Here is a 12,429-nt window from a genome sequence, read left to right as displayed (position 1 = left end):
GCAAAGAAGACAAAAAGAGTATTGCTTTTTATTCGGCCGCGGGTGAGCGGTATATGTGAGAAACGGGTGGGGGTAACTATATGTTGGAAGTAATCAAGCGCAATGGAACGCGTGTGGTATTTGATCGCAATAAAATTGTGGTGGCTATTGAAAAAGCAATGAACAGCAGCAGCGGTGTATATGAACCGGGGCAGGCGGAAAAGATTGCGGAAGAAATCGAACATTACGCCGTTTCTTTACGTAAAGATATGACTATATACGGGATTGAAGATAAAGTATATGAATTTTTATTAAAATATAATAATCCGGCAACCGCCCGGGCGTATGAAAATTATAAGGCCATTCAGGCATTTAAACGGCAAACGAACACTACCGATTCGGATGTGTTCGGCTTGTTGGATAATACGAATTTGGATGTACTTAATGAAAATTCCAATAAGAATGGGCATGTCGTATCGACACAACGGGATCTGATTGCCGGGGAAGTATCGAAGGATATTGCGAGAAGAAAATTAATTCCGGCCGATATTGTGCAGGCACATGATTCCGGCGCCATTCATTTTCATGATATGGATTATATTATTCAACCTATGTTTAATTGTTGTTTGATTAATTTGGAAGATATGTTAAAAAACGGTACGGTTATTAACGGCAAAAAAATAGATACGCCGAAGTCCTTTCAGGTGGCTTGTACCGTAACCACTCAAATTATTGCACAAGTGGCCAGCGGACAATACGGCGGGCAATCTATTAACGGCATTGATCGTATTTTAGCGCCCTATGTGCGTAAGTCTTTTGAAAAATACATGGCTGCCGTAGTGGAAGAACAACGGGAAGTATACGGCATTGAACCGGATACGAAAAAAGCGGAAGAAATTGCCTGGAAACGAACTAAAAAAGAAATTAAAGACGGGATTCAAACTGTACAATATCAAATCAACACCTTAATGACGACTAATGGACAGGCGCCGTTTGTCACGCTGTTTATGTACTTCAAACCGGAGTATGCCTATGCCAAAGAAGCTGCTATGATTACCGAAGAATTACTGCGTCAGCGTATTAAAGGTATTAAAAATGAAGCGGATGTATATGTGACGCCGGCGTTTCCGAAACTGATTTATGTATTGGATACGCATAATGTGACGGCCGACAGCCCGTATTTTTATTTAACGGAGTTGGCTGCGGAATGTACGGCGAAACGGATGTATCCCGATTATATTTCGGCTAAGAAAATGAAAGAAATTTATGAAGGAAATGTATTCAGTCCCATGGGATGTCGTTCTTTTTTATCTCCTTGGAAAGATGAAGACGGAAACTATAAATTTGACGGACGGTTCAATATGGGAGTTGTATCGCTTAATTTACCTCAAATCGGTATTTTAGCGGACGGAGATGAAGAAAAGTTTTTTCAAATACTGGAAAAACGGTTGGAGCTTTGTAAAAAAGCCCTGCTTTTGCGGGTAGAACTTTTAAAACGGATTACGTCCGATGTATCTCCCATTCATTGGCAATATGGCGCGATTGCCAGATTAAAACCGGGAGAAACGATTGAACAATTTATTTATGGCGGCTATGCCACGTTATCGTTAGGGTATATCGGTATGTATGAAGCGACGTTGTTAACGAAGCATTGTTCGCACACGACTCCGGAAGGCAAGGCATTTGCACTCAAAGTGATGGAAGTGTTTGATGACCATATAAAAAAATGGAAGGCTGAAACCGGCATCGGGTTTGCTCTATACGGTACACCGGCGGAAAATTTGACCAATCGTTTTTGTAAAATAGACAGAGCCAGGTTCGGAGATATTCCGGATGTTACGGATAAAGGGTATTATACCAACAGTTATCATGTGGATGTGCGCGAACCGATTAATGTATTCGATAAGTTCTTGTTTGAAGCGGAGTTTCAAAAGAAATCAACCGGCGGGTGCATTTCGTATGCGGAAATTCCCAATATGACACATAATGTGTCGGCTGTATTGTCGATGATTCAGTTTATATATGATAATATTTCCTATGCTGAATTTAATACTAAATTGGATTATTGTCATGCTTGCGGATTTGACGGGGAAATTATAGTAAATGAAGACAATGAATGGGAATGCCCGCGTTGTCATAATACGGATCGTACAAAATTGACGGTGATTCGACGGACTTGCGGATATTTAGGAGAAAATTTCTGGAATGAAGGGCGAACAAAAGAAATAAAAAATAGAGTTCTTCATATTTAGGTGAGGATAGTATGCGGTATGGTCAAATACGACAATTTGATGTCGCTAATGGGCCCGGGATTCGCACTTCCGTTTTTGTGACCGGGTGTACCCATCATTGTGTAAACTGTTTTAATGAGGAATATCAAGATTTTTCCGCCGGTACGGAGTGGACGGAAAAAGAGACGCAACAAGTGATTACGTATATGCAGTCTCCGAGTGTCAGCGGCTTGACTCTATTGGGGGGCGAACCGATGCAAAATACGGCGGGATTGACGGCATTAGTAAAACGGGTTCGACAGTGTATTCCCGATAAAACGATTTGGATATATTCCGGTTTTACGTATGAACGAATTCTTCGGGATAGGGACAAAAAAGAGTTGTTATCTCTTTGTGATGTACTGGTGGACGGACCGTTTATCGATGCATTGCGTGATCCGGGATTATTCTTTCGGGGGTCTGCCAATCAGCGGATTATTAGGATCCGGGACAGTCTACAACGCGGGACGATTACGTTGCTTTGGCCTGACGGCAGATAAAGGGAACAGGGTATAAAGCCTGTGCGTTATTCGAATGGCGCATAGGCTTTTTTGCGTTACAGGGTCCGTTTACCCGGCGCCCGCAGCGACGGAGAAAGGTAAAATATATTGAGCCGTTGCGGAGAATATGGTAACATGGAACTATCTCATTTTTATTCATGATCAGCCCGCGGGAGGAAACAGGCAGTGAAAGAGAAGAAAAAAATTCGTTTGAAAAAAAGATCGGAGCAGGAAATTAAATTGCGTAGAGGATTTGAATTGCCTGCACGTGCCGGAAATGGTACCGTCAGTTTTACGAGTATAGGGGATTTGCGCGCCAAATACTTTCGTACGGAAGGAAGATTGGCGCGACGACCGTTTATTTTACGTACGTTGGTGTTAATGGCGGCCCAGGTCCTATATTCGTTAATTTTATATAGTCGCTTTGTAGAATCTTTACTTATCGGACGACAAGACTTGGCAATCTTATTTTTTATTATTTTTATTATTTTGTCGATTCCTGTTGTAGTTGCCGAATTTTCATTAGGTGTACGACGGTGTCATGACTTGAATATACAAGGTGCCGCTTTTATTATTCCTTTATTTTTTTATTTAAGCCTGTACATTTTACCGCTTGTTAAAAATGTACTTTTATGGAATGTATTCTTGGCGGCAGCGGCGGTAATGTATCTGTGTTTGTTTACTGTGAACAAAAAAGACAAGGATAACATTTATGGAGAGGATAGAGAGGTATAAGCTTAATTATGCTGTTTTTTCGTTCTTTTTATTTTACAAAAAAAGTAAAAAATGTATAATGAATGAGACTGAATAAAAAGAGGAGCGAAATCATGAGCGAACCTATGATTACATTGGAACACTTGAGTCATGCTTATGAAGATGAAAACGGTACGTGTGTATATGCGGTTAAAGATATATCTTTAACCATCGGCGCAGGAGAATTTATCGCGATTATCGGCACTAACGGCTCCGGAAAATCTACCTTGGCAAAGCATTTGAACGGATTGTTATTGCCGACATCGGGACGTTGTATCATTAACGGTAAAGCGACGTCGGATATGAAAAATATATGGGCGATTCGTCAAGAAGTGGGAATGGTTTTTCAACATCCCGATAATCAAATTGTCGCTTCTATTGTGGAAGAAGATGTTGCCTTCGGACCGGAAAATTTAGGGGTTCCTTCGGAAGAAATTCAAGAACGGGTGAAGCAATCGTTAGCACGAGTAGGAATGACCTCTTTTGCGAAACACGGCCCGCACTTATTGAGCGGCGGGCAAAAACAGCGAGTGGCGATTGCCGGGATTTTAGCGATGCATTCGCAATGTATTGTATTGGATGAACCGACGGCTATGTTGGATCCGGAAGGTCGGCGGGAAGTTATGGAAACATTATTGCAACTGCATGCGGAAGGAATTACGATTGTTTTAATTACGCACTTTATGGAAGAAGCGGTACAAGCGGATCGGGTGGTAGTCATACAGGAAGGCGTGTTGGCGGAAGAAGGTACGCCGCATACTGTTTTTTCGCAAGCGGAACGATTGCGAAATATGGGATTGGATGTTCCGGTAGCGGCGGAAGTTGCAGATTGGTTACGACGCAGACAGGTGCATGTACCGTCTCAAGTCATTACTAAAGAAGAGTTGGGAGACATACTATGTCCATAAAATTGGAAGCGGTGACGTATACCTATGGGATAGGATCGCCTTTTGAAAAGAAAGCATTATATCCGCTGGACTTGGAAATTAAAGAAGGCGATTTTATAGGCATTATCGGCCATACCGGTTCAGGAAAATCAACATTGGTGCAATTGTTAAACGGGTTGATTCAACCTACCGGCGGGCGTGTCGGTATAGATGGGACGGATATTTCCCAAAAACAAGAGGCGGCGCGCAAGGCAAAACGAAAAGTAGGGATGGTTTTTCAGTATCCCGAATATCAATTATTTGAAGAAACTATTGCCGAAGATATTGCCTTCGGACCGAAAAATATGGGGCTGACAGGGCCGGCTCTGCAAGCCCGGGTAAAAGAAGCTATGATGTTTGTCGGCATGGATTATGAACAGTATAAAGATCGTTCGCCGTTCCGATTGAGCGGGGGACAAATGCGGCGAGTGGCCATTGCCGGGGTGATTGCCATGGCTCCGAAATACTTGATTTTAGATGAACCGTCGGCCGGCTTGGATCCTGTCGGGAGACGGGAAATTTTTGCCCAAATTCGTGCATTGCATCAGGAAAAAGGGGTAACGGTTATTTTAATTTCACATAATATGGAAGACATTGCGGCTATGGCCAATCGTTTATTAGTATTAAAACAAGGAAATGTGATTTTAGATGGCAATCCTTTAGATATTTTTTCTTCGCAACGCTCTCTTTTACAAGGCGCCGGGGTGGCGGTACCGCCGATTACGGAGTTGTTGCACTATTTAAAACACCGGGGGTTGGCGGTAGGCGAGCGGGTACATACGGTAGAGGAAGGTGCCCGGTTGATTTATGAAGCTTGGAAGGAGAAGCAACATGCTCACTGATATTACGTTGGGTCAATTTTTTCCGGGTAATTCGTTACTTCATCGGTTGGATCCTCGTGCCAAAATTATAGGGACGATGCTATTTATTATTGCTATTTTTTTGGCGAATTCCTTGGCGACCTATGCGATTGTAGCGATATTTGTTATGGGTAATTTTATTATTTCCCGCTTACCGGTCAAATTAATTCTCAAATCTTTGAAACCCTTATGGGTTATTATTGTGTTTACGATGGGGATTCATGTATTTACCACGCCGGGACAGAGTTTGTGGCAGTGGGGATTTTTGCATATTACCCGGGAAGGCGTGACGCAGGGCGCCCTGATGACGGCACGATTGGTTTTTTTAATTGTTTTTTCGTCATTATTGACGTATACTACTTCTCCTATTGTTTTGACGGACGGTATTGAACATTTATTGAATCCTTTTAAGCGTTTCGGTGTGCCTGCTCATGAATTGGCGATGATGATGACGATTGCGTTACGATTTATTCCCACGTTGTTGGAAGAAACGGAACGAATTATGAAGGCGCAAACTGCACGAGGCGCTAATTTTACGAGCGGCAATATTTTACAACGCGGTAAAAATATGATTCCCTTGTTGGTGCCTCTTTTTGTCAGTGCTTTTCGGCGGGCGGATGATTTGGCGATTGCCATGGAAGCACGGTGTTATCGGGGCGGTACGGGAAGAACGCGATTGCATGAATTGGAATATACCGCAAAAGACGGTGCGGCGTTGGGCGTCATTATTGTTATTACGGTTATCTTGGCGGGGGTGCGGTGGTGTCTATGAAAAAAAATATTTGTCTTATTGTGGCCTACGACGGCACGGATTTTCATGGATTTCAACGACAAACTAACGCCTCTTCTATTCAACAATATATAGAAGAGGCGTTAACGCGTATATTTCAAGAACCTATTACGGTCTACGGGGCGGCACGCACGGATGCGGGCGTGCACGCCCGCGGACAAGTGGTTAATTTTTACGCTTCCGGCTCTATTCCTGTAGACAAAATTCCTTATGCGATGAAAGCGTATTTGCCGCCGACGATTGCCGTATTACAGGCAAGAGAAATGGCCTCGCACTTCAGTGTGCGTCATGATAATTGCGGGAAACATTATTGCTATCGTATTGTCAATCGCGCCGTCCCGGATCCGTTTCAATTACGGTACAGTTGGTTTATTCGCAAACCTTTGGATGTGGAAGCGATGCGGCAGGGCGCGAATATTTTGTTGGGAACGCATGATTTCTCGGCATTTGAAGGAAAAAATACGACCCCTATGAATCCTATAAAAACGATGTATGCCGTGCAAATACAAAAAAATAGAGATAATGTAGAGATTCATGTTATCGGAGACGGCTTTTTATACCATATGGTACGGAATATGGCAGGCGGGTTGGCGGATATCGGACTGCACAGGTTTACTACAATTCATTTTAGGCGTATACTGAAAGGGTTGGATAGAAAAAAATTAGGGGCAACAGCACCGGCAGGCGGACTTTGTTTGGAAGAAGTGTTTTATACGGAAGCTCGTCGCAGGTGTGTCGTGCGGGATATAACCGGTGCCTCTATGTAAGCAATCCGACAAATTCTGGTTCCCGAATACTAAGAAAATTAGCGGGACAATAAGGTGGGGAATAGCTTGACGAAACATATTGAAGTGATTCAACGTGGCGAGCGGGACAGAATTCGAAATATCGGGTTTGTCCATTTTATGTCGATTTCGACATTTTCAGCATCTATGGGATATTGTGGGCTTTGTTTCGGTTGGCGATTGGCACATGATATTTGGGGCGTACCGGCGGGTATCGGCGAAGGCTTCGGTGCGTTTGCGCTCTTATTATATGTGCTTATTTTCATTCGGTATTTTCAGAAATGGAAACGTGACGCCGACGCCGTGTTGGCGGAATGGAACAGCCCGACAAAAGTTAATTTTTTTGGAACATTCAATGTTTCTACCGTATTGTTGGCAGCTGTTTTATCTCCCTATAATCATGCACTGGCAAGTTTTTTTTGGTATGCCGGCATGCTGTTAATTATGATTTTCAGTTGGGTATTATTAAAACATTGGCTATATGATGATCAAGTCGTCGAATCGGTTACGCCGGCATGGCTGTTGGCGGTATTGGGCCCGATAACGATTCCGGTTGCCGGTAATATGTTACAAAATCCGGGATTTCATGATATTTCGATATTTTGTGTGGCCATCGGTTTGGTAACCGGGATTCCTGTCATTGCTTTATTATTTACGCACAGTATTTTTTCCAAACATATGCCCGATGCGGTACAGCCGAGTTTAATGATTTTAATGGCCCCTTTCGGCATGGGGTATATAACCTATACGGCTACTTTTCAGCCGGACACATTTACGGAATTGTTTATTAATGCGGGTATTTTTATGTTTTGGCCGGTCGTGCTGAAAATAGTACATGTTATGCGGCATTCTCGGTTTTGCATGGGATGGTGGGCCTGCAGTTTCCCGACGATGGCATTTGCCAATGGCGTGCTTCATTACAGCATAGATCATGCGGCATTATGGACGAAAACGTTAGCCGGCGCTTTGCTTATTTTCGGGACAGGCTTGATTTTATACTTATCGATTAAAACATTATGGGCCGTATATCATAAGACATTATGGAAACTGTATTAAATACCGGCGGGGACGGAATATGCTTTGACTAGCCAAGACGAAGTTTTTTTCGTATAATAAGTAAGGTCTGACTCATGAAGTGCCTTCATGAGATCGTGCAATGACAAAGGATAGAATATATATGACTGATAAAAACTTAAGTAGGCTGTTAAAAAGCGGCAGTATTCTCTTAATCATATTGATGATCGCTGCAGTACAGTTGTGTTTGCCCGGCTTTTTTGCGGAAATGGGACGGCTGGTTATTCAAGGGGATTTGGACGGATTGGCGTATTATATTGCTTCTTTCGGATATGCGGCGGTTATTGTCAGTATGGTAATGATTGCGTTGGTCAATGCGGTAGGCTTTCCTTCTATTTTATTTTTAACGGTAAACGGAATTATTTTCGGTCTTGTGCCGGGAATTATTATTTCTTGGATAGGGGAAGTAATCGGTATCGAAATCAGTTTTCGATTAACCCGTACGCTGTTTCATAAGCAGGCGCAAAAATTATTGGCACGGAGTCATGTGTTGGAAAAATTCGACTCGCACAGCTGTTTGCGAACAATGATGATTGGACGTGCTATTCCTTATTCGCCCAATATGTTTGTTACTGCCTTCGGCGCCTTGAGTAACATTTCTTATCGCGATCAATTTATTGCCAACTTTTTGGGAAAATTACCGGCAGTTATTATTGAAGTGTGGTTGGGGCATGATTTATTACGTATTCAAGAGCATTGGCAACGATTGTTGGGTCTTATTTTGTTGTTAGCGATTATTTACGGATTTATTTGGTTTCGCAAACATTTAGAAAAAAAACACAAGATGTTTTGAAAGTGGCTCGGACAGATACAAGTGCCAAGAGAGCGGGAAGCGTTTTCTCGGCACTTGTTTTTGTATTTCTTTACCCCCTGTCGGAGTGCCGCTTTAAGCAAGGTACGAACTCGAACTTGTTTTATGCGGTTCCGGCAGCATTCGAAACTACTTTTTTTGTGATTAGGGTATAGAAAAATAGAAAAGTGCTTGACGAAAATGAAAAATCTGATATAATAAATCTTGTCCTTGAGAAACAAGGAAAGACAACATGCCGGAGTGGCGGAATTGGCAGACGCACCTGACTCAAAATCAGGCGGGTAACACCGTGGGGGTTCAAGTCCCTTCTCCGGCACCAAAATAGCAACGCATCCTCATGGAGGATGCGTTTTTTTCTTATCAGCCTTAGCAGGAGGAACGCTATGGGAATGAGTGAGTTGATATTGGTCGGGATTGTGGCATTATTGGTTTTCGGACCGAAAAAATTACCGGAAATCAGTCGATCCTTAGGAAAATGCGTGCGTGAATTTCGGCAAGCTATGGAAGAAACGGAAACGGTAGAAGTGGAAATACGGAAAGAACATCCCGCCTTACCGCGTAAACCGGCAGAACTCACCGCGAAAGAGGACGAACATGACGGCAAACAATGAGGAAAAATGTATGCCCGTCAGCGGGCATTTGCAGGAATTGCGCCGGCGGCTGGCGGTCTCTGCGGCGGTGATTGCAGGCGGTGCCGTTGCGGCATACGGGTATATGGGGGATCTTCTTCATATTCTGGCGGCACCGGTGGGGGAATTGTATTTTTTCAGTCCTACAGAAGTGTTTTTTACCTATTTGGAATTAGCGGTAATCGTAAGCGTCATAGGCACCTTACCCTTTTTGATCTATCAAGTATGGGCCTTTTTCGCACCGGCGTTAACGCCGCCCGTACGGCGTATAGCAAAGCGTTTATTACCGTTCAGTGTCCTATTATTTTATAGCGGCCTGGCTTTTGCCTATGTGTTGGTATTGCCGACTGCCGTGCGCTTTTTGTTGAGTTTTTCCGGCAGCTCGGTGCAGTCTATGCTTTCTCTTAGCGCATATATTTCTTTTGTCATATCGTTTGTACTGCCGTTCGGACTGGCATTTGAATTGCCGTTGGTTATTCTGCTGTTGGCGGCTATGGGGATTGTTACGGAACAGGGGCTTTGTAAAAAAAGGCGTTATATGATAGTCGGTGCGTTTATTTTTGGCGGCGTTGTATCGCCTACTACGGATATGTTTACACAGACGATGATTGCCGTACCGATGATTCTGCTGTATGAAATAAGTATTTTTTCCGTACGTATACTATTCGGTAAATGAGTGCGTATACGTATGATGAATGAAAAATATTGTAGGGTAAGGAGCGGAGACGATGAAAAAAAGATGGTATGAGTTGACCGTAGCCGGATGTACACGAAGATTACCGATTTTGAATATATCCGATACATCGGCTATTGCCGCATTTGTTATTTTAGGAGATGTGGAATTGACACGGCGGGCGGCACGGGAGTTATCATTGAAAGTACCGCAACAAGCTGCGTATATTATGACGGCGGAAACCAAAGGGATTCCTCTGGCGGCCGCGTTGGCGGAATGTATGGGGCATTCCCGGTATATTGTGGCGAGAAAATCGGTAAAAGCATATATGGAAGATCCGATTTGGGTGGAAGATCAATCGATTACGACGCAAGGAAAGCAACGATTGTATCTATCGTCCGCCGATGTGGAAACGATTTCCGGGAAACGCGTATTGTTAGTGGATGATGTGATCAGTACGGGCGGTTCTATGCGGGCGTTGGCGGAATTGGCACAAAAAGCGGGGGCTGTTTCGGTGGGACAGGCCGCTATTTTGGCGGAAGGAAAAGCGGCTCAACGAAAAGACATTATTTTTTTAGAAACTTTACCGCTTTTTTCTCCGTTATAAGCAAGCAGGTACAAAAGAGAATTTGCGTGCGTTGGGGCCCTATGGTATGATATAAGATACAATTAAATTCTTATATAGTATATGGAGTGTTGAACCTGATGGATGTTTTAGGAAATAAATTTGCGTATATTGCGACGTATGGATGTCAAATGAATTCCAGCGACAGTGAACGGTATGCCGGGCAGTTGGAAGCGTTAGGCTACCGGTTGACGGAAGAAATGGATGTAGCGGATGTAATTTTGCTCAATACTTGTTGCGTGCGGGAAACGGCGGAAGGAAAAACGTTGGGCAAGATTGGGGAATTAAAACATTATAAAGAACGGAATCCCGAGTTGGTCATTGCCGTCACGGGATGCATGGCGCAGGAATGGCAAGAACGCTTATTTGAACGTGCTCCTCACATCGATTTAGTTATCGGCACGCATAATATTCATAAGTTAACCGCGTTGTTGCAAGAACGGCAAGGAAAGTCCGGGCATGCATTAGCTGCGGACATGTCTTTGCCGGCTTTTCATGATTTGCCTACTAAACGGTTTCATAAATTTTTTGCTTGGGTGCCCATTATGAACGGGTGTAATAAATTTTGTACGTATTGTATTGTTCCTCATGTGCGAGGTCGCGAAGTGAGTCGGCCGGTGGCGGAAATTGTGCGGGAAGTGGCGCAGCTGGGAAAAGACGGCTATAAAGAAGTGACGCTGTTGGGACAAAACGTCAATTCGTACGGATTGGATTTACGGGACGGTACGGATTTCGGCACCTTGGTGGAAGCATTGGAAACGGTACCGGGAGTGGAACGTATTCGGTATATGACGAGTCATCCGAAGGATATGACGCCGGCTATGATTGATGCGATTGCTGCCGGTTCACGAGTGGTGCATCATCTGCATTTACCGATTCAGAGCGGTTCCAATGCTATGCTTAAACGCATGAACCGCGGGTATACGGTTGAACATTATTTAGACTTAATCGCGTATGCCCGAAAAAAAATGTCGGATTTGGTATTAACGACGGATTTAATCGTCGGCTTTCCGGGAGAAACGGAAGCGATGTTTCAAGAAACCTTGCAGCTTATTCGTCAGGTCGGCTATGATATGGCCTATACCTTTATTTACTCGCCGCGTACGGGTACGCCGGCGGCGACTTGGCCGGATCAAGTGGCGGCGGCGGAAAAGAGTCGGCGGTTACAGTGTTTGATGGATATACAAAATGAAACCAGTTTAGCGTTGAACCGGGAGATGGAAGGGCGTTCGTATGAAGTAATTGTAGAAGGACCGACCAAAAATGATGCCCGGCATTGGTTCGGGCGGACGCGGGGAAATAAAATGATCATTTGGGAAGAAGACGGTTCCGTTCAGATCGGCGATACGGCCGATGTAATGGTTGATAAAGGACAGACTTGGGTTTTAAAGGGGCATGTAATTCACTAAGGAGGAACGAATGGCGGAGGCGATTAAGTTGACTCCCATGATGAAGCAATACATGGAAGTGAAAGAGCGGTGTCGGGATAAAATTTTATTTTTTCGTTTAGGCGATTTTTATGAAATGTTTTTTGAAGACGCGCTTACCGTATCGCGGGAATTGGATTTAACCTTGACGGGACGTGCCGGCGGTAATAAAGAAAAGGTACCGATGTGCGGAGTACCCTTTCATTCGGCGGATACGTATATTGAAAGGTTGGTACAAAAAGGATATAAGGTTGCGGTTTGTGAACAGATGGAAGATCCTAAAGCCGCGAAAGGGATTGTGAAACGGGAGATTATAAAAGTTATTAA

At 43.8% G+C, this 12,429-nt stretch carries 14 protein-coding genes and 1 tRNA gene; all 15 read left to right on the top strand.

Features of this window, described 5'->3' with window-relative positions; genetic code table 11:
• The first annotated feature begins 80 nt into the window (after nt 1-80).
• Nucleotides 81-2,231: an anaerobic ribonucleoside-triphosphate reductase gene (gene nrdD / locus HMPREF1039_RS04515; protein ID WP_007391294.1), complete on the top strand. Its 2,151-nt coding sequence runs from the start codon at nt 81-83 to the stop codon at nt 2,229-2,231.
• An 11-nt stretch (nt 2,232-2,242) separates the two neighbouring features.
• A complete protein-coding gene (gene nrdG / locus HMPREF1039_RS04510; protein WP_007391300.1) occupies nt 2,243-2,749 on the top strand; it encodes an anaerobic ribonucleoside-triphosphate reductase activating protein in 507 nt (168 codons plus the stop codon).
• Nucleotides 2,750-2,935: 186 nt separating this feature from the next.
• Entirely contained in the window at nt 2,936-3,484 is a 549-nt protein-coding gene (locus HMPREF1039_RS04505) for a DUF805 domain-containing protein (protein WP_007391230.1), read from the top strand.
• A gap of 92 nt (nt 3,485-3,576) precedes the next feature.
• Nucleotides 3,577-4,410 (top strand): energy-coupling factor transporter ATPase, encoded by an 834-nt coding sequence (locus HMPREF1039_RS04500; protein WP_007391278.1) that lies wholly within the window; start codon nt 3,577-3,579, stop codon nt 4,408-4,410.
• The gene (locus HMPREF1039_RS04495) at nt 4,401-5,270 is read left to right on the top strand and encodes an energy-coupling factor transporter ATPase (protein WP_007391276.1); all 870 of its coding nucleotides are present in this window, start codon (nt 4,401-4,403) and stop codon (nt 5,268-5,270) included. Before HMPREF1039_RS04500 ends, HMPREF1039_RS04495 begins: the two co-directional genes overlap by 10 nt.
• Entirely contained in the window at nt 5,260-6,060 is an 801-nt protein-coding gene (locus HMPREF1039_RS04490) for an energy-coupling factor transporter transmembrane component T family protein (RefSeq protein ID WP_007391289.1), read from the top strand. The genes HMPREF1039_RS04495 and HMPREF1039_RS04490 overlap by 11 nt, the downstream gene beginning before the upstream one ends.
• The gene (truA, locus tag HMPREF1039_RS04485) at nt 6,057-6,845 is read left to right on the top strand and encodes a tRNA pseudouridine(38-40) synthase TruA (RefSeq protein ID WP_039891805.1); all 789 of its coding nucleotides are present in this window, start codon (nt 6,057-6,059) and stop codon (nt 6,843-6,845) included. The genes HMPREF1039_RS04490 and truA overlap by 4 nt, the downstream gene beginning before the upstream one ends.
• A gap of 66 nt (nt 6,846-6,911) precedes the next feature.
• Nucleotides 6,912-7,919 carry an SLAC1 anion channel family protein gene (locus HMPREF1039_RS04480; protein WP_007391307.1) on the top strand — a complete coding sequence of 336 codons (1,008 nt, stop codon included), beginning with the start codon at nt 6,912-6,914 and terminating at the stop codon, nt 7,917-7,919.
• Nucleotides 7,920-8,040: 121 nt separating this feature from the next.
• A complete protein-coding gene (locus tag HMPREF1039_RS04475) occupies nt 8,041-8,730 on the top strand; it encodes a TVP38/TMEM64 family protein (RefSeq protein WP_232217199.1) in 690 nt (229 codons plus the stop codon).
• A gap of 252 nt (nt 8,731-8,982) precedes the next feature.
• Nucleotides 8,983-9,067, top strand: a tRNA-Leu gene (locus tag HMPREF1039_RS04470).
• A 70-nt stretch (nt 9,068-9,137) separates the two neighbouring features.
• Nucleotides 9,138-9,359: a Sec-independent protein translocase subunit TatA/TatB gene (locus HMPREF1039_RS04465; protein WP_232217198.1), complete on the top strand. Its 222-nt coding sequence runs from the start codon at nt 9,138-9,140 to the stop codon at nt 9,357-9,359.
• Nucleotides 9,343-10,053, top strand: a complete 711-nt coding sequence (tatC, locus tag HMPREF1039_RS04460) for a twin-arginine translocase subunit TatC (RefSeq protein ID WP_007391213.1) — start codon at nt 9,343-9,345, stop codon at nt 10,051-10,053. Before HMPREF1039_RS04465 ends, tatC begins: the two co-directional genes overlap by 17 nt.
• Nucleotides 10,054-10,105: 52 nt before the next feature.
• Entirely contained in the window at nt 10,106-10,657 is a 552-nt protein-coding gene (locus HMPREF1039_RS04455) for a phosphoribosyltransferase family protein (RefSeq protein ID WP_007391286.1), read from the top strand.
• Between the two features lie 98 nt (nt 10,658-10,755).
• Nucleotides 10,756-12,084 (top strand): tRNA (N6-isopentenyl adenosine(37)-C2)-methylthiotransferase MiaB, encoded by a 1,329-nt coding sequence (miaB, locus tag HMPREF1039_RS04450; RefSeq protein WP_007391255.1) that lies wholly within the window; start codon nt 10,756-10,758, stop codon nt 12,082-12,084.
• Nucleotides 12,085-12,094: 10 nt separating this feature from the next.
• Nucleotides 12,095-12,429, top strand: a 335-nt coding sequence (locus tag HMPREF1039_RS04445) for a MutS N-terminal domain-containing protein (RefSeq protein ID WP_007391256.1), incomplete at its 3' end; no start/stop codon positions are given.

Source organism: Megasphaera lornae (assembly GCF_000214495.1).
Taxonomy (GTDB): domain Bacteria; phylum Bacillota; class Negativicutes; order Veillonellales; family Megasphaeraceae; genus Megasphaera; species Megasphaera lornae.
This window is presented reverse-complemented; position numbering and strand designations above follow the sequence as displayed.

Bases quoted from the DNA above. Each gene is read 5' to 3' on its own strand.
- HMPREF1039_RS04495 (WP_007391276.1), top strand. From the start codon at position 4,401: ATGTCCATAAAATTGGAAGCGGTGACGTATACCTATGGGATAGGATCG.
- HMPREF1039_RS04500 (WP_007391278.1), top strand. From the start codon at position 3,577: ATGAGCGAACCTATGATTACATTGGAACACTTGAGTCATGCTTATGAA.
- nrdD (WP_007391294.1), top strand. From the start codon at position 81: ATGTTGGAAGTAATCAAGCGCAATGGAACGCGTGTGGTATTTGATCGC.
- tatC (WP_007391213.1), top strand. From the start codon at position 9,343: ATGACGGCAAACAATGAGGAAAAATGTATGCCCGTCAGCGGGCATTTG.
- HMPREF1039_RS04475 (WP_232217199.1), top strand. From the start codon at position 8,041: ATGACTGATAAAAACTTAAGTAGGCTGTTAAAAAGCGGCAGTATTCTC.
- truA (WP_039891805.1), top strand. From the start codon at position 6,057: ATGAAAAAAAATATTTGTCTTATTGTGGCCTACGACGGCACGGATTTT.
- HMPREF1039_RS04465 (WP_232217198.1), top strand. From the start codon at position 9,138: ATGAGTGAGTTGATATTGGTCGGGATTGTGGCATTATTGGTTTTCGGA.
- miaB (WP_007391255.1), top strand. From the start codon at position 10,756: ATGGATGTTTTAGGAAATAAATTTGCGTATATTGCGACGTATGGATGT.
- HMPREF1039_RS04490 (WP_007391289.1), top strand. From the start codon at position 5,260: ATGCTCACTGATATTACGTTGGGTCAATTTTTTCCGGGTAATTCGTTA.
- HMPREF1039_RS04455 (WP_007391286.1), top strand. From the start codon at position 10,106: ATGAAAAAAAGATGGTATGAGTTGACCGTAGCCGGATGTACACGAAGA.
- nrdG (WP_007391300.1), top strand. From the start codon at position 2,243: ATGCGGTATGGTCAAATACGACAATTTGATGTCGCTAATGGGCCCGGG.